Annotated in this window: 20 protein-coding genes; 11 read left to right on the top strand and 9 right to left on the bottom strand. The window is 67.9% G+C overall.

The window, feature by feature from the left end:
- Positions 1–82: 82 nt before the first annotated feature.
- A complete protein-coding gene (locus CSC78_RS08950) occupies positions 83–1,399 on the top strand; it encodes a metal-dependent hydrolase family protein (protein WP_162337572.1) in 1,317 nt (438 codons plus the stop codon).
- A 135-nt stretch (positions 1,400–1,534) separates the two neighbouring features.
- Here the strand turns inward: CSC78_RS08950 and CSC78_RS08945 are convergent, their stop codons facing one another.
- The 3 genes from CSC78_RS08945 to CSC78_RS08935 are packed head-to-tail and all read right to left on the bottom strand — an operon-like array spanning position 1,535 to position 2,948.
- Positions 1,535–2,125 (bottom strand): DUF998 domain-containing protein, encoded by a 591-nt coding sequence (locus CSC78_RS08945; protein WP_162337571.1) that lies wholly within the window; start codon positions 2,123–2,125, stop codon positions 1,535–1,537.
- Complete coding sequence (locus tag CSC78_RS08940) at positions 2,122–2,337, bottom strand: helix-turn-helix transcriptional regulator (RefSeq protein ID WP_162337570.1); 216 nt, start codon at positions 2,335–2,337, stop codon at positions 2,122–2,124. The genes CSC78_RS08945 and CSC78_RS08940 overlap by 4 nt, the downstream gene beginning before the upstream one ends.
- Positions 2,334–2,948 carry a hypothetical protein gene (locus CSC78_RS08935; protein WP_162337569.1) on the bottom strand — a complete coding sequence of 205 codons (615 nt, stop codon included), beginning with the start codon at positions 2,946–2,948 and terminating at the stop codon, positions 2,334–2,336. The genes CSC78_RS08940 and CSC78_RS08935 overlap by 4 nt, the downstream gene beginning before the upstream one ends.
- A gap of 154 nt (positions 2,949–3,102) precedes the next feature.
- On the opposite strand from CSC78_RS08935, the gene trxA reads away from it, so the two are divergent.
- Entirely contained in the window at positions 3,103–3,957 is an 855-nt protein-coding gene (gene trxA, locus CSC78_RS08930; protein WP_162337568.1) for a thioredoxin, read from the top strand.
- Between the two features lie 43 nt (positions 3,958–4,000).
- Positions 4,001–4,462: a DUF4442 domain-containing protein gene (locus tag CSC78_RS08925; RefSeq protein WP_162337567.1), complete on the top strand. Its 462-nt coding sequence runs from the start codon at positions 4,001–4,003 to the stop codon at positions 4,460–4,462.
- Here CSC78_RS08925 and CSC78_RS08920 read toward each other — a convergent pair whose 3' ends face one another.
- A complete protein-coding gene (locus CSC78_RS08920) occupies positions 4,463–5,806 on the bottom strand; it encodes a hypothetical protein (RefSeq protein WP_162337566.1) in 1,344 nt (447 codons plus the stop codon). It abuts the gene before it with no gap.
- 72 nt (positions 5,807–5,878) lie between these two features.
- Here CSC78_RS08920 and CSC78_RS08915 point away from each other — a divergent pair, with 72 nt between their 5' ends.
- The 5 genes from CSC78_RS08915 to CSC78_RS08895 all read left to right on the top strand — a co-directional run bounded on the left by CSC78_RS08915 (position 5,879) and on the right by CSC78_RS08895 (position 11,897).
- Entirely contained in the window at positions 5,879–6,550 is a 672-nt protein-coding gene (locus tag CSC78_RS08915; protein WP_162337565.1) for a DUF502 domain-containing protein, read from the top strand.
- A gap of 3 nt (positions 6,551–6,553) precedes the next feature.
- On the top strand, positions 6,554–7,330 hold the full coding sequence (locus tag CSC78_RS08910) for a queuosine precursor transporter (protein ID WP_162337564.1): 777 nt from the start codon (positions 6,554–6,556) through the stop codon (positions 7,328–7,330).
- 39 nt (positions 7,331–7,369) lie between these two features.
- The gene (locus tag CSC78_RS08905) at positions 7,370–8,419 is read left to right on the top strand and encodes a serine hydrolase domain-containing protein (RefSeq protein WP_162337563.1); all 1,050 of its coding nucleotides are present in this window, start codon (positions 7,370–7,372) and stop codon (positions 8,417–8,419) included.
- A gap of 122 nt (positions 8,420–8,541) precedes the next feature.
- Complete coding sequence (locus CSC78_RS08900) at positions 8,542–10,191, top strand: FecR domain-containing protein (RefSeq protein WP_162337562.1); 1,650 nt, start codon at positions 8,542–8,544, stop codon at positions 10,189–10,191.
- Positions 10,188–11,897, top strand: coding sequence for a CHASE2 domain-containing protein (locus tag CSC78_RS08895; protein WP_162337561.1), 1,710 nt, complete (start codon positions 10,188–10,190; stop codon positions 11,895–11,897). Before CSC78_RS08900 ends, CSC78_RS08895 begins: the two co-directional genes overlap by 4 nt.
- 15 nt (positions 11,898–11,912) lie before the next feature.
- On the opposite strand, the gene CSC78_RS08890 is transcribed toward CSC78_RS08895, so the two are convergent.
- Positions 11,913–13,286 (bottom strand): MBL fold metallo-hydrolase RNA specificity domain-containing protein, encoded by a 1,374-nt coding sequence (locus CSC78_RS08890; protein ID WP_162337560.1) that lies wholly within the window; start codon positions 13,284–13,286, stop codon positions 11,913–11,915.
- A gap of 183 nt (positions 13,287–13,469) precedes the next feature.
- Between CSC78_RS08890 and CSC78_RS08885 the strand changes: the two genes are divergently transcribed.
- Both CSC78_RS08885 and CSC78_RS08880 read left to right on the top strand, forming a co-directional pair.
- Positions 13,470–15,551, top strand: a complete 2,082-nt coding sequence (locus CSC78_RS08885; protein WP_162337642.1) for a M13 family metallopeptidase — start codon at positions 13,470–13,472, stop codon at positions 15,549–15,551.
- Positions 15,552–15,741: 190 nt separating this feature from the next.
- Entirely contained in the window at positions 15,742–17,763 is a 2,022-nt protein-coding gene (locus CSC78_RS08880; RefSeq protein ID WP_162337559.1) for a M13 family metallopeptidase, read from the top strand.
- A gap of 70 nt (positions 17,764–17,833) precedes the next feature.
- On the opposite strand, the gene CSC78_RS08875 is transcribed toward CSC78_RS08880, so the two are convergent.
- Positions 17,834–18,484 carry a rhomboid family intramembrane serine protease gene (locus CSC78_RS08875; RefSeq protein WP_162337558.1) on the bottom strand — a complete coding sequence of 217 codons (651 nt, stop codon included), beginning with the start codon at positions 18,482–18,484 and terminating at the stop codon, positions 17,834–17,836.
- A 43-nt stretch (positions 18,485–18,527) separates the two neighbouring features.
- Positions 18,528–18,866, bottom strand: coding sequence for an MGMT family protein (locus CSC78_RS08870; RefSeq protein ID WP_162337557.1), 339 nt, complete (start codon positions 18,864–18,866; stop codon positions 18,528–18,530).
- Positions 18,867–18,908: 42 nt separating this feature from the next.
- Here CSC78_RS08870 and CSC78_RS08865 point away from each other — a divergent pair, with 42 nt between their 5' ends.
- The gene (locus tag CSC78_RS08865; RefSeq protein ID WP_162337556.1) at positions 18,909–19,319 is read left to right on the top strand and encodes a hypothetical protein; all 411 of its coding nucleotides are present in this window, start codon (positions 18,909–18,911) and stop codon (positions 19,317–19,319) included.
- An 88-nt stretch (positions 19,320–19,407) separates the two neighbouring features.
- Here the strand turns inward: CSC78_RS08865 and CSC78_RS08860 are convergent, their stop codons facing one another.
- Positions 19,408–20,529 (bottom strand): inorganic phosphate transporter, encoded by a 1,122-nt coding sequence (locus tag CSC78_RS08860; protein WP_162337555.1) that lies wholly within the window; start codon positions 20,527–20,529, stop codon positions 19,408–19,410.
- 12 nt (positions 20,530–20,541) lie between these two features.
- Positions 20,542–21,168 carry a DUF47 domain-containing protein gene (locus tag CSC78_RS08855; protein ID WP_056878267.1) on the bottom strand — a complete coding sequence of 209 codons (627 nt, stop codon included), beginning with the start codon at positions 21,166–21,168 and terminating at the stop codon, positions 20,542–20,544.
- Between the last annotated feature and the right edge of the window lie 233 nt (positions 21,169–21,401).

The following is a 21,401-nucleotide window of genomic DNA, read 5'->3' as shown; positions in this document are numbered from 1 at the left end:
CAAAGCGGCCAAGGGTACCGCAGCGCACCATGGCCCGCCACGCCAACGGGTAGCATGGACGGGTCGAAACCGGGGATTCCAGATGACCAAGACCTTGCTCGCCCTCGCCCTGGCCTCCATGGGCCTGCCCGCTGCCGCTCAGACCGCCGCGCCGTCGACCCTCGCCGTGCACTGCGACCGGCTGTTCGAAGCCCGCAGCGGCAAGGTGCTCGGCGAGCACACCGTGCTGGTGCGGGACGGCAGGATCGCCGAGGTCATTCCTGGCCGCGCCAAGCTGGCCGATGCCGAATCCATCGTCCTGGCCGACCACACCTGCACGCCCGGCTGGACCGACCTGCACGTGCACCTGGGCAGCGAGTCCAGCCCGCAGAGCTATTCCGAGGGCTTCCGCCTGGATCCGGTGGACTACGCCTTCCGCTCGGTGGGCTATGCCGAAAAGACGCTGATGGCCGGTTTCACCAGCGTGCGCGACCTGGGCGGCGAAGTGGCGCCGCACCTGCGCGACGCGGTCAGCCAGGGACTGGTGAAGGGGCCGCGCATCTTCGCCGCCGGCAAGTCGATCGCGACCACCGGCGGTCATGCCGATCCCACCAACGGCTTCAACGACCGGCTGTCGCACCTGCTCGGCCCGCCGGGTCCGACCGATGGCGTGATCAACTCGCCGGAAGAAGCCCGCCAGGCGGTGCGCCAGCGCTACAAGGACGGCAGCGACGTCATCAAGATCACCGCGACCGGCGGCGTGCTGAGCTATGCCAAGTCCGGCGATGCGCCGCAGTTCGTGGTCGACGAGGTCAAGGCCGTCGTCGACACCGCGCGGGATTACGGCTTCCGTGTGGCCGCGCACGCGCACGGCAAGGAAGGCATGCGCCGCGCCATCGTCGGCGGCGTGACCAGCATCGAGCACGGCACCTACATGGACGACGAAATCATGCGGCTGATGAAGCAGCATGGCACCTGGTACGTGCCGACGATCTACGCGGGCCGCTTCGTGGCGGAGAAGGCCAAGATCGACGGTTACTTCCCGCCCGTGGTGCGTCCGAAGGCCCAGCGCATCGGTGCACTGATCCAGGAGACCGCCGGCAAGGCGTACCGCAACGGCGTGAAGATCGCCTTCGGCACCGACATGGGCGTGGGCCCGCACGGGGACAACGCGCGCGAGTTCCTCTATATGGTCGAAGCCGGCATTCCGGCCAACGTCGCGCTGCAGGCCGCGACCATCCGCGCCGCGGAAGTGCTCGGGGTGGACGACCAGGGCGTGATCGAGGTCGGCAAGCGTGCGGACATCGTGGCGGTCCCGGGCGATCCGGTGGCGGACATCAACGCGGTGCTGAAGGTCGACTTTGTGATGAAGGACGGCACGGTGTATCGAACCCCGCGCCTCGACACGCCCGCCCAATGACGCGATGACGAACGCGCCGCAGCGCGCCCGCGCAGCGAATGGCGCGCGCCTTCCGACCGTAGCGCCGAGCTTGCTCGGCGGCTCCCTGAGCTCGTCGGCGCTAACGTATACACGTGCAGCGGAGCAAGCTCCGCTCTACGCACGCGGATTGCGTGAAGCGATGCACAGCCAGCCGAGCCACGCTGCGTAGCCGAACCGCTGCGCGACACCCGCCGGCATCAGCTCCACCGCCAGCAGTGCGACAAACAGCACCAGCACGGCCGCCACGGCACTGGCCCATCTGAGCGTTCGCCACGCCGGCCGCCCCCTCAGACCCAGCGCGACCAGCAGCGCGCCCGGTACGAACGCGACCCACCACAGCATCCATGCCGTGGCGTGCAGGCTGCTGGCCGGGTTGTCCAGGTCTCCAGGATCCAGCGGCAGCAATCCCATGGCGGCGAACCCCAGGGCGGACAGCAGCACCAGTTGCGCACCGACGCGAAGCGGCCAACCCGCATCGTCTGGCAGGCGCCGCCGCAAGCCCATCGCCGCCGTTGCCGCCAGTGCGCCGGGAAGGACGAAGCCCAGCAGATTGAAGCCGAGCGCATGCGGCACGCCCATCGCTCCGAGGACGGCCACCGGATGCGCGATCTGCGAGTAACCCGGCAGCGCGAGGCCGAAACCGAGCAATGCCGCAACGAACACGATCGCCGCTGCCAACCCGCTCCACCTGACTGCACCGCTCATTCGCCCTCCCATCGGAACACCTCATCGATCCCCACGCCGAACGCCCGCGCGATGCGGAACGCCAGTTCCAGCGACGGCGCATAGCGGCCCGCCTCCAGCGCGATGATGGTCTGCCGCGTGACACCGCAGGCATCGGCCAACGCCTGCTGGGTCATCTCACCGCGCTCGAAGCGCAGGCGACGGATGTCGTTGGCGATCGGGGTGCCGGTCATTGGCGATCGCGCCAATACATCACCGCCGTCGCCGCGTACTCGCACAGCCAACCCCACATCAGCGCGAACACCAGCAGGTTGGCGATCATGAAATGGGTGGCCCAGGCGAGCCGGTCGGCCGGCGAGAACGCCAGCATCACCGCCAGTCCGATCACGACGAACATCAGCCCGCCACGTCCCCAGCCCGCAGCCTGCTTCTCGATCTCGCGGTCACGCTCGTCCTCCTGCACGCGTCCCTTCCAGCGCGCGCCCAGCACACCGAGGAGCACGCTCCAGGCGACCAGCAGCAACACCAGGTTGCGCCCCACCGCCCGGGCGCCATCGTTGTCTGCGACGGGACCCTCGGCGAAGACATGCGCCTTGGCCAGGAAGTACCCGGTCGCCGCGAGCATGAAGGCCACGCCGACCCACGCCTTCCACTCGCCCGGCGACAGGCCGCGCTCCGCCTCGCCGGGCGGCGCCTGCGAGACCGCGAACATCGATACCCAGGCCACCGTCACCAGCAGGGCCGTACCCCACTTGCCCAGGTCCACCCCGAACAGGACGTCCGGTCCGGCCAGCAGTGCCCAGAACGCCAGCATCGCGCCGACCAGCAGGAGCCACCATTTCACGTGCTGCAACCGCATTGACGTAACTCCTGCCAGACAATATGTAATACATACATTACATTCTGGCGATCCGATGTCAAACGTTTTTTACATTTCCTTGTATCCTGCCGCCCCCGGCACCATCTGACCGCCACGCCCCACCGCCAAGAGTGACCCGATGAGCGATCTGCCCCACGTGTTCGATGCCACCACCGAGACCTTCGAAACCGAGGTCCTGCGCAAGTCGCTGGAGGTGCCGGTACTGGTCGACTTCTGGGCGACCTGGTGCGGACCGTGCAAGACGCTGGGACCGATCCTCGAGAAGCTGGCCGGCGACTACAACGGCGCGTTCCTGCTGGCCAAGGTCGACGTGGACAAGGAACAGCAGATCGCCGCCGCCTTCCAGATCCGTTCGGTCCCCACCGTCTTTCTGGTCAAGGACGGACAGATCGTCGACGGCTTCCCCGGCGCATTGCCGGAAGGCCAGCTGCGCGAGTTCCTCGCGTCGCACGGCGTGCAGCCGGCGGAAGCGGCAGAGGCGCAGGCCGAAGAAATTCCGCTGGATCCCCAGCAGCAGGTCGCCGCCCTGCGCGAGGCCGTTGCCGCCGAACCGGACAAGGACGAACTGAAACTCGACCTGGTCCTTGCCCTGCTGAAGACCGGTGAGGCCGCCGAGGCCGAGCGCCTGCTCGATGCCCTGCCCGCCAACCTCGCCACCGACGACCGCGCGGTCAAGGCACGCGCGCGCCTGGGCTTCGCGGCCGCCCTCAAGGACGCGCCGGCGTCGGACGCCCTGCGCGCCGCCGTCGCCGCGAACGCGGACGACCTGCGCGCCCGCCACCTGCTGGGCGTGCATGCACTGGTCGCCGGCGATTCCGAGGCCGCGCTGGAACAGTTCCTCGAGATACTCAAGCGCGACCGCACGTTCGAGGACGGCCTGGCGCGCAAGAGCCTGATCGATGCCTTCCGGGTGATCGAGGATGAGGCACTGGTCAGCCAGTACCGCAGGAAGATGTCCTCCCTGCTGTTCTGATCGTCGAATACCCGTCCGTCACCTCCGAACGAAGCAGTCCTGCATGAAACCCGGCACCCTGCGGCACATCTTCAACGTGTGGCCGCCCTTCCTGCTCAGCGGCATCCACGTCACCGAGATGGCCGCCGACTGGAGCTTCGCGCGCGTCGAGCTGCGCATGCGTCCCTGGAACCGCAACTACGTCGGCACCCATTTCGGCGGCAGCCTGTTCGCCATGACCGACCCGTTCTGGATGATCCTGGCCAAGGAACGCCTGGGCGGCGACTACTACGTCTGGGACAAGGCCGCCGAGATCGAGTTCGTGAAGCCCGGCAAGGGCACGCTGCATGCGGAATTCCGCCTGGACGAGCGCGTGCTTGAGGAGATCCGCGCCGACGCCGCCAACGGCGAGAAGCACCTGCGCTGGCTGCCGGCCGACGTGTTCAACGCCCAGAACGAAGTGGTCGCCCGCGTGCGGAAACAGATCTACGTGCGGTTGAAGCCGGAAGCACGCCGGCCGCGCTGATCACGGGGCCGGTACTGCTTTCCCGTCGGCAGGCAGGAGCAGCGAGAACACGCGGCTCTGCCTACCGTTGAACAGGTCGATCACCAAGACATAGGAACTCCCGCCGACTCGGATCCTGCGGCCACCCGGATGCGCGCGTTGCCACTCGTCGAGACGCTCCGCCAGCGGACGCGCATCTGCGCCGTGCTCGCGCAGCGCCCGCCAGGCCGCGACGGCACGCAGCTCCGCCTCCGCGTCCTGGAACCGTTCCGCATAGCCCGCCAGCGACGGCGCGGCGATGTTCTCAAGCAAGCAGCCGGCTGCATTCGCAACGCACGAGAACGTCCATCCTCCTGACAATGGTGCATGCTTGCCGAGCGGAGTATCCGCCCGGATGAGCACATCCGCCTGCGCGCCGCAGAACCATGCATGACGACGCGCTCCCTTCGCCATCGTCTTGCGCTGGTCGAGGAAGAGGCCCGTCATGAGCCTACGATGCCACGGCTGTTCGGCTCCGTTCTGTGCACGCAAGCCTCCGTCGATGTACTTTCCCTCGCCAGTCATGGTGGGACAGATGCCCGCTACCATCGCACCATCCGGCCTGAAGGCGTCCTCGCACGCCTCCGGCAGCGGGTGATCGGCAGGGAGTTCCGCCAGCATTTCCACGAACAGCCGCAGCGATGCGTCCATCAGCGATGTTCCGATCACGCCGCCGATTAGGTTGTCGCCGCTGGCCACCAGCTTGCGCGCGATCGATCCGCTTCGGCAGACACCGCGCAGGCCCGCCTCATGATCGCCCCGCGCGAATGCGTAGGCATACGATGTCTGCACCGATAGCAGGGGCTGGTACGCCGGCAGTGGCGTATCCGGCCTTGCCGGGAACGGACTGCGGAAGTAGTCGTACGCATCCAGCGCAGCGACGCGCTCTTCAAGCGCAGCGTGGGAGGCCATGATGGGCGCGAGGGTATCCAACCGCTCGCGGACATGCCGCAGGCAACCGCCCTCACCGAGGCGGCACAGTATGTCGCTGTCGGCCTCCGCATCGAGCAGCGGGTAGGCCTCCAACACAGAACGATAGGGCGACGGGGGCACCCCACGGTCGACGGTCCACGGGGGCGACGTCTGGAAGCGAATGATGTCTTCGGCCAGCAGGCGCTCGGCCTCCGCCACCGGCACGTCGTGCCGCAATGACCACAGCGCCGCAAACCCGTTACGGCCTTCCATCGGCCGGGGCGCCTCGATCAGCGCAAGCGCCTCGGCATCCTCCGCCGGGATCGGCATCAGCCGGCTGACGGTGTACAGGGACACCGCGATCACCACCGTGCCGAACACGACCAATCCGGACCACCTGAAGAAACCACCCATTCCATTCCCCCTGCAACAGCGTCCTGCCGACGACTATATAGCCGGGGCTGCGCGGCGGCCTACAATGTCGCCATGCCCCCCGACCATCCCGCGCACCGTCCCTCGGTGCAGAAACTCTTCATCACCGGCCTGCTGACCCTGCTGCCGATCTGGCTGACCTGGGTCGTCATCAAGTTCGTGTTCGTGCTGCTGTCCGACATCAGCAAACCATGGGTGGAACCGCTGTCACACCAGATCGCGGCGACATTCCCGCAGTCGCTGGGCTGGTTCAACGGCCTGTGGGTGCAGAACACCATCGCCATGGTCGCCACGCTGTTCGTCATCGTCGCCGTTGGCGCGCTGACGCGACGCGTGGTCGGCCAGCGGCTGCTGCGCTGGTTCGAAACGCTGATCGCGCGTGTGCCGCTGGCGAACGTCATCTACACCAGCGCGCGCAAACTGCTGGACATGCTGGAAACCAAACCGGGCAGTACGCAGCGCGTGGTGCTGATCGATTTCCCGCACCGGGACATGAAATCGGTTGGCCTGGTGACGCGGGTGATCCGCGAGGAAGGCAGCGGGCGCGAACTGGCCGCGGTCTACGTGCCCACCACGCCCAACCCGACCTCGGGCTATCTGGAAATCGTCCCCGTCGAACTGCTCACGCCGACCGACTGGACCGTGGACCAGGCGATGAGCTTCATCATTTCCGGCGGTGCCGTCGCGCCGGAGACGATGCCCTTTACCCGCGCGGGAGATCGCTGACCGATGGACGCGCCGCGCACGCTGGACGACCGCGCGGTGCGCCTCTTCATCGTGCTGGCGGCGGTGTTCTGCGCCAACGCGGTGCTGGCCGAGTTCATTGGCGTCAAAATCTTCGCGCTGGAAGACACGCTCGGCATCGCGCCGCTGGAATGGAACCTGTTCGGCCAGTCCGGCTCGCTCAGCTTCACCGCCGGCACGCTGCTGTGGCCGTTCGTCTTCGTCCTGACCGACACCATCAACGAGTTCTTCGGCAAGCGCGGCGTGCGTTTCATTTCGTGGCTGGCGGTCGCGCTGATCGTCTACGGCTTCCTGTTCGCGTTCGCCGCCATCGCGCTAGCGCCGGCCGGCTGGTGGGTGGAAGCGGCACAGGCGCAGGGTGTGCCGGACTACCAGAAAGCGTTCGCCGCGATCTTCGGCCAGGGTATGTGGACCATTGCCGGTTCCGTGGTGGCGTTCCTCGTCGGCCAGCTGATCGACGTCTCGGTGTTCCACCGCATCCGCAACGCCACCGGCGAACGCTGGGTGTGGCTGCGGGCGACCGGCTCGACGGCGATCTCGCAACTGGTGGACAGCTTCGTGGTGATCTACATCGCGTTCGTGCTCGGCCCGCAGAAGTGGCCGACCTCGCTGTTCCTGGCGGTCAGCACGGTCAACTACGCCTACAAGATGCTGGCCGCGGTCGCGCTGATCCCGCTGCTGTACCTGATGCGCCATGGGATTCGCCGCTACCTGGGCGACGAACGGGAACGGCAACTGCGCGCCGAGGCTGCGATCGACTGACGCGCTGCGTCAGGCTGGCACCGGCATCGGGAGACCACGATGAAAGCGATCTGGCTACTGGGAGTCCTGCTGATGACGACAGGCGACGCAAGCGCCGCGACGCGCGAGTCCATCATCGATGCGTGGATGCGTGACTACACCGGTCGCGTGCCCGGCGCCTCGGTGCTGGTGCTGAGGGATGGCGCGCCGGTGTTCCAGCGCAGCTACGGCCTGGCCGATCTCGAAGCCGGCGTCGTCGCATCGTCGACGACCAACTATCGGCTGGCATCGGTCAGCAAGCAGTTCACCGCCGCCAGCCTGCTGCTGCTCGCGGAAGATGGCGCGCTGTCGGTCGACGACCCGGTGAAGCGCTGGCTGCCTTCGTTGCCGGCCGCCGCGGATGGCATCACGCTGCGTCACCTGCTCAGCCACACGTCGGGCCTGGTCGACTACGAAGACCTGGTGCCGGCGGAGCAGACGCGACAAGTGCACGACGCCGACGTCCTGCGCCTGCTCGAACACGAAGATCGCCTGTATTTCCCCGCCGGCAGCGACTACCGCTACAGCAACAGCGGCTATGCGCTGCTGGCGCTGGTGGTGGAACGCGCCTCCGGCCAGCGCTATGCGACGTTCCTGCAGGAGCGGATCTTCACCCCGCTTGGCATGACCGCGACGCGCGCGCGTGAAGACGACGGTCCGGCGGTGACGGATCGCGCCTACGGTTACAGCCGGGTCGAAGGCCACTGGCAGCGCACCGACCAGAGCACGACCAGCGCGGTGCTCGGCGACGGCGGCATCTATTCCTCGCTTGAGGACCTGGCGCGCTGGGATGCGGCGCTGTACGACGACCGCCTGCTGTCGGCAACCTCGCGCGCGCTGGCCTTCGCGCCCGCCACGGCGACGCCCGAGCCCGACGTGGCGCATTACGGCTTCGGCTGGCGCCTGCAGGGCGGCATGCAGTGGCACTCAGGCGAGAGCATCGGCTTCCGCAACGTGCTGCTACGGTTCCCGGCCCAGCGGGTGACCGTGATCGTGCTGAGCAACCGCGATGCGCCGGAGCCCTATGCCCTCGCGCGGCGCATCGCCGGACTATGGGACGCGCGACCGTAAGCACGCCTACGGCCCGGTGTGAGGTGACGGAAAATCGGCCCGCCACCGGACAGGAATGTCATCAGACCCGCTTATAATTGTGACCAGTTCAACATTTCTGACGGGCGAGGCGGGAGCTGGCGATGCAAAGGCGGGCACTCCAGGGAAGAGGATGGCTGGGATGGGGCCTGGTGCTGCTGTGGCTGGCCTCGTGGTCGGCCCAGGCGCAGGAATGGGTCTACCGCGTGCGTCCCGGCGACACCCTGTGGGACGTGACCGGCACCTACCTCAAGCCGTCGATTCCCTGGCAGCGGCTGCAGGAGCACAACGGCATCGCCAATCCCTACCAGCTTCCGCCCGGCAGCAGCCTGCGCATTCCGCTGCAGTGGCTGGACCGTCAGCCTGCCAGCGCCAGGGTCATCGCCCTCCAGGGTGACGCCACCGCACGTTCCGCCACGGGCCGCGATGCGCCGGTGACCCCGGGCATGTCGCTGGCCAGCGGCGCGCGCCTGAAGACCTCGCCGGAGGCCTCGCTCAGTCTGCAGTTCGCCGATGGCTCGCGCCTGCTGCTGCTCGGCGACAGCGAACTCCTGCTCGACCGGTTGACCCGTTTCGGCCGCTCCGGCATGGCCGATACCCGCCTGCGCCTGCAGCGCGGCAGGATCGGCAACGACGTGCGCCGCCTGAACGGACCGGCCGCCAATTTCATCGTCGACACACCCACCGCATCGTCCGCGGTCCGCGGGACCAGGTTCCGCGTCGAAGCGGGCGAGGCCCACTCGCAGACCGAAGTACTGGAAGGCCGCGTGGCGGTGAACGCAGCCCACCAGCGCGGCGCGCTGCTGCGGCCCGGGTTCGGCGCGGTGGTGGCGGCAGGACAGTCGGCCGTCTCGCCCGTCCGGCTGCTGCCCGCGCCCGACCTGTCGCGCATCGCAGCGCTGTCGCAGACGGCCACTCCCGACCTGGCCTGGCCCGCGGTGGAAGGTGCGGCCCGGTACCGCATCCAGGTGAGCGCGCGACGCGCCTTCGACAGCCTGCGCGTGGACGCGGAGAGCGACGCCCCCCGCTATGTCCTGCCTGCGCTGGAAGCCGGCCAGTACTTCGTGCGCGTTCGCGCGATCGCCGCCAGCGGACTCGAGGGACGCGACGCCGTCACCGAGCTCCGGATCGACGACCAGCCCGCGCCGCCGTATTCCATCGCGCCCGCAGCCACGAGCGTCGTGCGCACGCCCGAGGTCGCGCTGAGCTGGACGCAGGCGCCCGGCGCGACGGCGTACGAATACGAAGTGACGGCAGACGCCGCAGGCACCATCGCCCAGGCACGCGTCGACGGCGCGACCGCCGCCCTCCTGCACGAACCATTGCCCCCGGGCGACTACCACTGGCGCATCCGCAGCGTGGACGCCGCCGGCAAGGCCGGCCCGTTCGGCGACCGCGTGGCGTTCACCGTGCGCCCGCTGGCGGAAGTCACCGAGATCGACGGTTCGGCCGCCGCCTCGGGCAGCACCCGTGACGTGACGTTCCGCTGGCCGGCGGGTCAGCCCGGCCAGCGCTATCGCTTCCAGATGTCGCGTACGCCCGACTTCAGTGCGCCGCAGGTCGACGAAGTGGTCGACGATGCCCAGATCACCCTGCCCCGGTTGCGCGCCGGCACCTGGTACCTGCGCGCCCAGACCATCGACCTGGATGGCTTCGAAGGGTCTTTCCCGGCCCCGCAGGTGATCGAGATCCCCTGTCGCTGGTGCCGGATTGGCGCCGGGGCCGGCGCATTGCTCATACTGCTGGCCCTGTGAGCACAGCCGCGCAAAAGCCGAAGTGGAAACCCCGCCTGCTGACGGCGGTGGGCGCGGCCGCACTCGCGATCCTGGTGACGCTGTCGGGCCTGACGGCTCCGCTAGACGCCTGGATCTACGACCGGCTGGTGCTGGGCGCGTCGCCGGATCCGGATCCCGGCATCGTGGTGATCGACGTCGACCAGAAGAGCCTGGCCGAACTCGGCCGCTGGCCATGGTCGCGCCGCACGCATGCGCAACTGGTGGACCGGCTGCGCCTGACCGAAGTGAAAGGCATCGCGTTCAACGTCCTGCTGTCGGAGCCCGCACTGTTCGATCCGGAAGGGGATGCGCTGCTGGCGCGCGCGATCAGCCGCAGCGGCCGGGTCGTGCTGCCGGTGCTGGCGGAACCCGTCCAGCTCAACAGTTCCACCGTGGAGCTGATGCCCATCCCCGAGTTCGCCGCGTCGGCCGCCTCGCTGGGGCATGCCGAAATGGCGCTGGACGACGATGGCGTGGCGCGCAGCGCCTACCTGCGTGCCGGCCTCGGCTCGCCGCACTGGCCGGCACTGGCGCTGGCGCTGCTGCAACTGGACCAACCCGCGGGTGCTGGCGGGCACCTGCCGGGCCGCCGCCTGGCGGCCACCGGCCTGGAAACGGCCTCCCCCTACGAATGGGTGCGCGACTACGAGGTGCTGGTGCCGTTCGCCTCACCGCCCAACGCCTTCCGCCACGTGTCGTACACCGACGTCCTCAACCAGCGTATTCCCGCATCGCTGCTGCGGGGCAACTGGATCATCGTGGGCGTCAGCGCCACCGGCATGGGACCGCTGGCGCGCGCCCCGGGGCAATCCCCGACCGCCAGCATGAGCGGCACCGACTACCAGGCCAACCTGCTCAACATGCTGCTGAAGCGCGCCGCCATCACGCCGATGTCCGAAGGCTGGCAGGCCGTGCTCGCCGCGCTGCTCGCCGCACTCCCGCTGCTGCTGTCGCTGCTGCCCGGCCTGCGCCGCATCTGGCGCCCGACGGTGCTGACGATGGTCGGCACGCTGGTGCTCTCGGTGCTGTTGCTGCGTTACGGGCATGCATGGTTCTCGCCGGTGCCGGCCTTGCTGGTGCTCGCGCTCGGCGCATCGCTGTGGGTGTACCGGCTGCTTCGACGCACCCACCACCAGGCACAGTCGGACGCGCTCACCGGACTGGCCAACCGCAACCGCTTCGACCACGCACTGGACCACGAACTGCGTATCGCACGCCGCACCGGCCAACCGCTGTCGCTGCTGGTGATGGACATCGACCACTTCAAGCAGCTCAACGATACCCAGGGCCATGCCGCGGGCGACGGTGCATTGAAAGCGCTCGGCCGCATCCTGCGCAGCCGCGCACGGCGCCCGCGCGACCTGGTCGCCCGCCTGGGTGGCGACGAATTCGCCGTCCTGCTCCCGGAAACCTCGGCGCAGGCGGCCGCGACCATCGCGACCACCATCCACGTGGACCTCGCCAACCACGGGCGCAAGCCGCACGGCGCGAACGCCGGCGCACCGCCGCCCTTCACGGCCAGTGTCGGCATCCACACCTACGTGAGCGGCGACGACGCCGGACCGGAAGACGTCTTCGACCGTGCCGACGCCGCGCTCTACCGCGCCAAGCAGGCCGGCCGCAACCGCAGCTTCAGCCACACCGGCGAACACGAGCCGGTCGGCTCGCCCGTCCAGCGCACCTGACGCACGCAATCCCGTTCAAACATCGACGACCATCCCCGGCCGCGCGAGCTCCACCGGCACGCCGTGGCGCTCCCCGATCTCGCCCGCCAGCGCCTCGCGCGCCCGGTCTTCGCCATGCACCAGCACCAGCGGTGGCGCGGGCTGGAAGTTGCCGTACCAGGCCAGCAGGCCCTGCTGGTCGGTATGCGCGGACAGTCCGCCGACGGTGTGCCGCTGCGCGTTGACCCGGTAGTCGCGGCCGTGGATGCGCACCCATTTCGCGCCATCCACCAGCCGCCGGCCCAGCGTGCCCTCGGCCTGGTAGCCGACGAACACGACATGCGCGTTGCGCCGACCCAGGTTGTAGCGCAGGTGGTGCTGGATGCGTCCGCCGTTGGCCATGCCGGAGCCGGCGATGACGATGGCGCCGTTCTCGATCTGGTTGATCGCCATCGACTGCTGGACGGTCTCCGCGACGTGCAGGTTGGGCAGGCGAAACGGGTTGGGCGACTGCGCCCAGACGCGGCGTGCATCCTCGTCGAACAGGCCATGGTGCCGTGCATAGACGCCGATGACCTTCGCCGCCATCGGGCTGTCCAGGAAGATCCGCCAGCGCGACAGCTTCCACGCGTCCCAGTTGCGGGCGAACCAGTACAGCAGTTCCTGCGTGCGGCCGACCGCGAAGGCCGGGATCAGCACGTTGCCGCGGTCGCGCCAGGCATGCTCGAAGATCGCGCCCAGCTCGCGGATCGTCTCCGGCCGGTCGCGGTGGTTGCGGTCACCGTAGGTCGATTCCATCAGCAGCAGGTCGGCCTGCTTCACCACGGTCGGATCGCGCAGGATCGGCGTGCCCTTCGGCCCCAGGTCGCCGGAGAACACCAGTTTGCGGCCGTCGGCCCACAGTTCGACGATGGCCGAGCCGAGGATATGGCCGGCATCGCGCAGCGCGATGTCCACGCCGGGCAGGATCGTCGTGCGCTCGTCGTAGGGCAGCGGACGCACCTGCTTCATCGCGGCGTGCACGTCCTCCTCGGAGAACAGCGGCTGCGCGTCGGGCTCGCCGCGGCGGCGATGGCGGTTGGCGCGCTCGGCCTCCGATTCCGACAGCGAGGCCGCGTCCAGCAGCATGATCGGCAGCAGCTCGGCGCTGGCACCCTGCGTATGGATCGGGCCGCGGAATCCGCGCTTGACCAGCAGCGGCAGCCGCCCGATGTGGTCGATGTGCGCGTGGCTCAGCACCACCGCGTCGAGCGTGGCCGGGTCGAACGGGAACGGTTCGGCGTTGCGCGCCTCGGCCTCCCGGCTGCCCTGGATCAGCCCGCAGTCCAGCAGGATGCGTTTGCCCGCAGCCTCGACGAGATGCATCGAACCGGTGACTTCGCCCGCCGCGCCGTGGAAATGGACCTGCATGGCACCCCTCCTTGCCGTGGCGCCCAGTATGGCCGCTGACGCCCCCCGAGGGCATGACCTTCGACACACCTGCCCTTCATGTGACAGGCGTAGAGTCGCCGCCACGCCCCCTCCCGGGGGTTCCTTTTTTCATTGCCCTGCCCAGGGCCGGAGTTGATCGTGATTGCCCGCAAACCCCAGATCCTGATGCTGTCCGTCGCCGTGGCCGCCGCGCTGGCCGCCTGCGCCAAGAAGGAAGAGGCCGCGCCTGCCGCCGATACCGCCGCCAAAGCGCCCGCCGCGCTGGAGCTGAAGCTGGACGAAAGCAGCCTGCCGGGCGTGAACCGCTTCCAGCTCGCCGACCTCGACACCACCAAGAACGCGTGCACCGACTTTGCCGGCTATGCCAACGGCAAGTGGCTGGCCGCCAACGCCATCCCCAGCGACCGCACCAGCTGGGGCGCGTTCGAGATGCTGGCCGAGCGCTCCACCGCCGTCCAGAAGCAGCTGGCCGAACAGGCCGCCGCGCACGCCGATGCCACCGGCGTGGAGAAGATCGTCGGCGACCTGTGGGCCACCGGCATGGACGAGGCCAAGGCCAACGCGCAGGGTATCGAGCCGATCGTGCCCGAACTGAAAGCCATCGACGGCCTGCAGGACAAGGACGCCATCGTGGCCTACCTCAACAGCAGCGCGGCGAAGGGCCAGGCGTTCCTGTTCGGCTTCGGCGCCGAAGCCGACTTCCAGAAGCCTGACACCAACATGGCCTACGCCTTCCAGGGCGGCCTGGGCCTGCCGGACAAGAACTTCTACTTCGACGCCGACAAGAAGGACATCCGCGACGCCTACGTGGCGCACATGGCCAAGGTGCTGGAACTGTCGGGCGTGACCGCCGACGACGCGAAGAAGCAGGCCGGCGACATCATGGCGTTCGAGACGCGCCTGGCGAAGGCGTCCAAGTCGCGCGAGGAGATGTCCCGCGACGTGTCGATCTACTACAACCCGGTGACTCTGGCCGATGCCGACAAGCTGACGCCGAACTTCTCGTGGACGAAGTTCTTCGAATCGCAGGGCGTCGCGCCGCAGGAGAAATTCTCGCTGGCCGTACCCGCCTTCCACCAGGAAGTCAGCAAGATGCTGGGCGACACCGATGCCGCCGCATGGCGCGCCTACCTGCGCTTCCACACCATCGATGGCGCCGCGCCGTACCTGAGCGATGCGTTCGCCAACGAGAATTTCAACTTCTACAACAAGACGCTGCGCGGCCAGAAGGAAATCCAGCCGCGCTGGAAGCGCGTGCTGGGCACCATCGAGGAACAGAGCGGCGAAGCGCTCGGCCAGATGTACGTCAAGGTCGCCTTTACCCCGGAATCCAAGGCCAAGATGGAAACGCTGGTCGCCAACCTGGGCACCGCGCTGAAGGCGCGTATCCAGAACCTGGCGTGGATGAGCGATGCCACCAAGGCCAAGGCGATGGAGAAGCAGGCCGCGTTCACCACCAAGATCGGCTACCCCGACAAGTGGCGCGACTGGTCCGGCCTGTCCACCGGTCGCGACAGCTACTTCGGCAACGTGCAGGCCGCCACCGAGTTCAACTACAAGTGGAACCTGGGCAAGATCGGCAAGCCGGTCGACCGCACCGAATGGGGCATGCCGCCGCAGATGGTCAACGCGTACTACAACCCGCTGCAGAACGAGATCGTGTTCCCGGCCGCCATCCTGCAGCCGCCGTTCTTCGACCCCAACGCCACCGACGAAATGAACTATGGCGGCATCGGCGCGGTGATCGGCCACGAGATGACGCACGGCTACGACGACCAGGGCAGCCGCTTCGGTGCCACCGGCAAGTTCGAGAACTGGTGGAGCGATGCCGACGCCAAGGGCTTCAAGGCGCTGACCGGCAAGCTGGTGGCGCAGTTCAACGGCTACCGCACCGACGCGGGCCAGGCGATCAACGGCAACCACACGCTGGGCGAGAACATCGCCGACCTCGGCGGCCTGGCGACGGCCTACGACGCCATGAAGGCCGCCGCCGGCGATACGCCCGACCCGATGACCGACGGCCTGACCCGCGACCAGCGCTTCTTCCTCAACTGGGCCACCGTGTGGCGCCGCAACTTCACCCCGGAAGAGCTGAAGAACCGCATCGCCACCGACGAACACGCCCCGGCACAGTTCCGTGCCATCGGCGCGCCGTCGAACCTGCCCACGTTCGCCGCGGCGTTCTCGTGCAAGGCCGGCGATCCGATGGTGCGCAGCGGCGACCAGCAGGTCGTGATCTGGTAATCCCGCGCGTTACGCCGTGAACTGGAAAGGCCCGGCACGTCCGGGCCTTTCCTTTTCCGCGGGCCCTTGGCCGAGCTGTGACGCAGGCCAGCAAAAGCCGCCACGCGGCACCGGGTTCCGTTCACGATCCTGCGGGCCGGCAACGGCTCCCTTGCTAGAATCGCCCGACCCTGAACTCCGGATGTTCCCGATGCCCAGCCCGCGCCACGCTCTCGGCCGCCCCACCCTGATCGCCTTCGCCCTCGTCATCGCCCTGGGCGCCCCGGATGCCGAAGCCCAACGCAAGAAGCGCGCCCCCGCCGCCCCGGCGGTCAGTGCGCAGTGCTCGGACTTCTATACGGCCACCAATGCGGACTGGCTGAAGAAGAACCCCGCGTCGAATGAAGCCGGTGCCGTCAGCGTCTTGGGTGCCTTCCGCGCGCGCACGCTGGACCAGCAGCGCGCCCTGCTCGACAGCGCCATGCAGGCGCCGCAGGGCAACGTGCAGAAACTGCTGGGCGACTTCTGGGCCAGCGGCCTGGACGAAGCCGCCGTGGAAGCCGACGGCTCCAAGCCGATCGCGCCGCTGCTGGATCGCATCAACGCCATCAAGAAGCCGAAGGACGTCGCGCCGGCCATCGCCGCGCTGCACCAGGTCGGCATCCCGGTGGCCTTCAACTTCAGCCCCGACGTGGACCTGCAGGCGCTGGACCGCCACATCGGCTACTTCATGCAGGGCGGCCTGGGCCTGGCCGATCCGGCCTACTACACCCGCACCGACGCCGACACGCGCGAGCTGCTGGGCCGCTATCGCACCTACGTGAAGCAGGTGCTCGCACTGACCGGCACGCCGGCCGCGAAGCTGGACGCCGAATCGGCGCTGGTCATCGACGTGGAGACCAGGCTGGCGCAAGTGTCCAAGCCGCTGGTCGACCTGCGCAGCCCCTTCGCCAACTACGCGCCGGTGCCGACCAGGGACTTGGGCAAGCAATACCGCAACCTTCAGCTCGACGCCTTCCTGAAGGCGCAGGGCGTCAGCGACGACACGGTGTCGATGGCCGATCCCGAGCTGTTCAAGCGCCTGGACAATCTGGTCGGCACGCTCAAGCCCGACCAGTGGAAGGCCTACCTGCGCTGGCGCGTGGGCGATGCGATGGCGCCTTACCTGGCCAAGCCGTTCCGCGATGCCGAATTCGATTTCCGCGGCCGCGTGTTGCGCGGCGAAACCGCGCCGGCGCCGCGCTGGCGGCAGGTGCTGGACGCCATCAACCTCGCCGCCGGCCCGATGCTCGGCAAGGAATACGCCGAGCGCTACGTGCCCGCCGACCACAAGCGCCGCGCCGAGCAGATCGCCGGCCAGGTGCGCGACGCACTGGGCCGCGGCATCGAGCGCACGACCTGGCTGAGCGAGGCCGCCAAGACCGAAGCCAAGACCAAGCTCGACAAGCTGAAGATCGAAGTCGGCACGCCCAAGCGCGACCTCGACTACAGCGTGCAGCCGATGGGCCGTGGCAGCTTCGGCGGCAATATCCTGATCGCGTCGACCTGGCGCCACCGCGAGGAAATGAAGCGCATCGGCAAGGGCAACGCCGACCGCCGCTGGGACGTGCTGCCGCAGCAACCTGCACTCGCCTACGACCTGGCGCAGAACCGCCTGATCGTCACCGCCGCCGTGCTGCAGGAAGAGATCTTCGATGCGAAGCAGCCGGCCGCCGTGCAGTACGGCGCGTTCGGCGCACTGGTCGGCCACGAGCTGAGCCGCGGCTTCGACGTGAAGGGCCGCATGGTCGACGCCAAGGGACAGCTGCGCGACTGGTGGACGCCCGCCGATGTCGCCGCATGGAATGCGCTGGGCGACAAGGTCGTCGCGCAGTACAACGCGTATGCCTTCCCCGACCTGAAGAACGTCAAGGTCAACGGTGCGCTGACGCGCGACGAGAATCTGGCCGACCTCGCCGGTGTGGAACTGGCATGGGACGCCTTCGCCACCGCCGAACCGCAGGCGAACGCCGCGGCGAAGCAGTCGTTCTACAAGGCCTGGGCCACGTTGTGGGCACAGAACCTGTCGGAAACCGAAGCCGCGCAGCGCGCCGCCGTCGACGTGCACGCCCCCGGCCAGTGGCGCGCCAACGGCCCGCTGACCCAGCAGCCGGCCTTCGCGCAGGCGTTCAGCTGCAAGGCCGGCCAGCCGATGCAGGCGAAGGAAGCGGACCAGGTGCGCATCTGGCGCTGAGCTCCACATCCGCTGCATGAAAAAACGGCGCGGGATTCCGCGCCGTTTTTCTTTGCGTCCTGGATGCCGATTATTTGACCGAGCGCAGGTGCGGCGGCTTCGGCTTGCGCGGGCCCCTGCCGAACGGTGGCTGGCCCCGCCAGTAGCGGATCATCAGCCAGCCGAACACCATGCCACCCAGATGCGCGAAGTGTGCGACGCCCGGCTGCAGACCGGTAAAGCCCAGCACCAGCGCAAGCAATGCGTAGAAGATCACCAGCGTGCGCGCTTTGATCTCCATCGGCAGCGGAAACACGATCATGCGGTTGTTCGGAAACAGCATGCCGTAACCCAGCAACAGCCCGAACACGCCACCCGACGCGCCCAGTGTCGGGTATGGCAGCGCACCCGCGGACACCATCCACCAGCCCACGGCGAGCTGCAGCAGACCGGCGCCGGCAATGCACACCAGGAAGAAGGTGAGGAAGCGTTTCTGTCCCCACGTCTGTTCGAGCGGCGAACCGAACATCCACAGCGCCAGCATGTTGAAGGCCAGGTGCGCGAAACCGCTGGTGTCGTGCAGGAAGCCATACGTCAGCAACTGCCAGGGCAGGAAGCCATGGCCCACCGGCCACAAGGCGAACCAGTCGAGCAGTGTGTCGCCCAGCAACAGCTGCAGCAGGTAGACCGCGACGTTCGCGATCAGCAACGTCCTGGTGACGGGGAGAAGTCGGGGAAACATGGCAATCCTCGGAACGGTCGCGCCACATCATACGTGCCGCGCGTTAACGGGGGCCCGGCCCCCACAGTGCCGCATCCAGATCGTCGGCCTTGCGCGGCCGCTTCACGCGTCCGCCCTCCACCTTCACGCCTTCCGCGCGCAGGCGCTGGCTCTGCTCGCGGAACGCCTTCGAGCCTTCGGGAAACGCGATGCGCCCATCGGAGCGCAGCACGCGGTGCCACGGCAGCGCCGGATCGTCATTCTGGCTGAGGATGCGCGCGGTCAGGCGCGCGCGGCCCGGCAGGCCCGCGCGATGCGCGACTTCGCCGTAGCCGGCCACCTGACCGTGCGGTATCGCACGGATTGCGGCAAGAATTCTGTCTTCGGGAGACTTGGCGCTCATGCGGGATTAGCATAGCGGCAACGGCAACAGGGGGAGCATCCCATGCACAACTTCGAACAGGTCCGCGGCCATCTGAATTCCTCCGGCTACAAGGTCACCATGCACGACCCTTACGTTGCATGCGTGGAACTGTCGCTGGGCAACGGCAAGCGGCACCAGACGATCTACCTGTCCGAACTCGGCAACGACGACGAGCGCGGCTACCTGCGCGTGAGCACGGTGATCGCCCCGATGACCGGCATCGACGCCAAGCGCGCGCTGAAGTTCAACTGGCAGAGCAGCGTCGGCTATCTGGCCATCGGTGAACTCGACGGCGTGCCCTACCTGCAACTGTGCGAGAACCGGCCGTACGAAAGCCTCAGCCCGGCCGAAGTCGACCGCCTGGTGCTGGAGATCGGCGGCCTGGGCGACAGCATGGAACGCGCACTCTCCGCTGAAGGCGATCTGCTGTAGGGCGGGCCCGGGCCCGCCATCGCGGCGTCGGAACAAAAAAACGCCGGGCAAGCCCGGCGTTTTCTGTTTCAACGGATGCAGGGCGACATCACGCCCAGCCGATCGATTCCAGCAACCGCAGCAGGCCGTAGGCGATGCCACCGGCCGCCGGGATCGTCAGCACCCACGCCCACAGGATACGTTCGATCACGCCGAACTTCAGCGCACGCGGATTCTTGGCGAAGCCCACGCCCATGATGGCGGTGGAGATGCTGTGCGTGGTCGACACCGGCATGCCGAAATGCGCGGCCACGGTCAGGATGGTCGCCGAGCTGGTTTCCGCCGCGAAGCCGTTGATCGGATGCAGCTTCACCATCTTGTGGCCCAGCGTCTTGATGATCTTCCAGCCGCCCGATGCGGTACCCAGCGCCATCACGATGGCGCACGTGATGACGATCCACATGGCGATGTCCTGCTCGCCAGCACTGCCCGGATGCAGGAACGCGAGCCAGTTCGGCAGGCTGTCCAAGGCACCGCTGGCCTCGGCGCCGAACAGCGTCAGCGCGATGATGCCCATGGTCTTCTGCGCATCGTTGTGGCCGTGCGCATAGCCCATGTAGGCAGCGGACAGGATCTGCGCCTTGCCGAAGAACTTGTTGACGAAGTGCGGACGCGCCAGACGGCCCAGCCAGCCGCCCAGCTTCGACAGCAGCACGATCAGCCCCCACAGCAGCACCATCACCACGATGCCGAGCACGAAGCCCGCCACCGGCGAAGAGATCATCGGCAGCACGACCTTCCACAGGATGCCCTTGTTCTGCGTCCAGTCGCCGGCCGCCTGCGACCAGATCAGCGCACCCCAATCGTTGTGCGCGGCGGCCAGCGCGGCGCCGCAGAGGCCGCCGATCAGTGCATGCGACGACGACGACGGCAGGCCCTTCCACCAGGTGATCAGGTTCCAGATGATGCCGCCCAGCAGCGCGCACAGGATCACCTGCGAGGTCACCTGCACCACGTTGGTGTCGACCAGCCCGGAGGCGATCGTCTTGGCCACGGCGGTGCCGGTCAGCGCGCCGATCAGGTTCATCACCGCCGCCAGCATCACCGCCTGGCCCGGCGACAGCACCTTGGTAGCGACCACGGTGGCGATGGAGTTGGCGGTGTCGTGGAAGCCGTTGATGAACTCGAAGACGAGCGCGGCGAAGATCACCACCAGCACGAGGGTAAGCATGGGCGCGACCCGTCAGCTGTTCTTGAGGACGATCTGGTACGCCACCACGCCGGCTTCGCGGCAGCGGTCGATGGCCTTTTCCAGGATCTCGAAGAACTCCTTCAGCAGGAACATCTGCAGGTGGTCCAGGCGACCGGAGTAGATGTCGCGGTACAGCTCCAGCATCAGCCGGTCGGCCTCGTTCTCGATCGCGCGCAGCTTCTCGTTGAGCGAGGTCATGCGGTCGATGTTCATCTTCTTGATCTCGTGGACCATCTCGACCACCACGCTGGCCGCCTGCTCCAGCATCGCCGCGCGCGGCGCGAAGTCGATGCCATCCAGGTGCTGGATGGCCAGCGAGTAGCGGTCGGCGAATTTCTCGACCTGCTTGGGGATCTTGTACAGCGCCGAACCCAGGGCCTCGATGTCCTCGCGCTCGATCGGGGTGATGAAGCTGTCCACCAGCGCCTTGCCGATCTTGTCCGAGGCCGCACGCTCGCGCAGGCGCGCCAGCTTGAAGGCATCGAGCGCCGGCTGGCGGTCGGTGGCCTTCATCATGGTGTGCAGGGCCTTGGTGCTGTCGTGGGCGGCTTGGGCGGCCTCGTCCAACAGCGTGTAGAACTGCTGGCCGGAGCCGAAGATCGTCTGGAGGGAGAACATCGGGCGGTCCCACCGTCACGGGATGGACGGCTTCAGGAGCGGAATTATGACCGCTTCATGACTGTTCCGGACAGTCCGGCGGGACGGGAGCCGCCCCTGGGGCACCCGCATTAGCCGAATGTCTTGTTCAGCTTCACGCGTCCGCCTGCCGACCGTTTGCTAAACTCGCCGCGCGCCTCCGGGTGCACCCTATGGACGACGACCCTACTTCCCCCCACTGTCCCCCGCGACAG

The sequence above is a fragment of the Pseudoxanthomonas japonensis genome, from assembly GCF_010093445.1.
Taxonomy (GTDB): Bacteria; Pseudomonadota; Gammaproteobacteria; order Xanthomonadales; family Xanthomonadaceae; genus Pseudoxanthomonas_A; species Pseudoxanthomonas_A japonensis.
The sequence above is the reverse complement of the archived record's forward strand: the minus strand, read 5'-3'. Positions and strand labels throughout refer to the sequence as shown.

What these genes read in the sequence shown, in the direction of transcription:
- CSC78_RS08950 (WP_162337572.1), top strand. Translation starts at nt 83, where the DNA reads ATGACCAAGACCTTGCTCGCCCTCGCCCTGGCCTCCATGGGCCTGCCC.
- CSC78_RS08875 (WP_162337558.1), bottom strand. Translation starts at nt 18,484, where the DNA reads ATGTTTCCCCGACTTCTCCCCGTCACCAGGACGTTGCTGATCGCGAAC.
- CSC78_RS08870 (WP_162337557.1), bottom strand. Translation starts at nt 18,866, where the DNA reads ATGAGCGCCAAGTCTCCCGAAGACAGAATTCTTGCCGCAATCCGTGCG.
- CSC78_RS08855 (WP_056878267.1), bottom strand. Translation starts at nt 21,168, where the DNA reads ATGTTCTCCCTCCAGACGATCTTCGGCTCCGGCCAGCAGTTCTACACG.
- CSC78_RS08860 (WP_162337555.1), bottom strand. Translation starts at nt 20,529, where the DNA reads ATGCTTACCCTCGTGCTGGTGGTGATCTTCGCCGCGCTCGTCTTCGAG.
- CSC78_RS08890 (WP_162337560.1), bottom strand. Translation starts at nt 13,286, where the DNA reads ATGCAGGTCCATTTCCACGGCGCGGCGGGCGAAGTCACCGGTTCGATG.
- CSC78_RS08915 (WP_162337565.1), top strand. Translation starts at nt 5,879, where the DNA reads ATGCCCCCCGACCATCCCGCGCACCGTCCCTCGGTGCAGAAACTCTTC.
- CSC78_RS08880 (WP_162337559.1), top strand. Translation starts at nt 15,742, where the DNA reads ATGCCCAGCCCGCGCCACGCTCTCGGCCGCCCCACCCTGATCGCCTTC.
- CSC78_RS08865 (WP_162337556.1), top strand. Translation starts at nt 18,909, where the DNA reads ATGCACAACTTCGAACAGGTCCGCGGCCATCTGAATTCCTCCGGCTAC.
- CSC78_RS08945 (WP_162337571.1), bottom strand. Translation starts at nt 2,125, where the DNA reads ATGAGCGGTGCAGTCAGGTGGAGCGGGTTGGCAGCGGCGATCGTGTTC.
- CSC78_RS08920 (WP_162337566.1), bottom strand. Translation starts at nt 5,806, where the DNA reads ATGGGTGGTTTCTTCAGGTGGTCCGGATTGGTCGTGTTCGGCACGGTG.
- CSC78_RS08910 (WP_162337564.1), top strand. Translation starts at nt 6,554, where the DNA reads ATGGACGCGCCGCGCACGCTGGACGACCGCGCGGTGCGCCTCTTCATC.
- CSC78_RS08900 (WP_162337562.1), top strand. Translation starts at nt 8,542, where the DNA reads ATGCAAAGGCGGGCACTCCAGGGAAGAGGATGGCTGGGATGGGGCCTG.
- CSC78_RS08925 (WP_162337567.1), top strand. Translation starts at nt 4,001, where the DNA reads ATGAAACCCGGCACCCTGCGGCACATCTTCAACGTGTGGCCGCCCTTC.
- CSC78_RS08905 (WP_162337563.1), top strand. Translation starts at nt 7,370, where the DNA reads ATGAAAGCGATCTGGCTACTGGGAGTCCTGCTGATGACGACAGGCGAC.
- CSC78_RS08940 (WP_162337570.1), bottom strand. Translation starts at nt 2,337, where the DNA reads ATGACCGGCACCCCGATCGCCAACGACATCCGTCGCCTGCGCTTCGAG.
- trxA (WP_162337568.1), top strand. Translation starts at nt 3,103, where the DNA reads ATGAGCGATCTGCCCCACGTGTTCGATGCCACCACCGAGACCTTCGAA.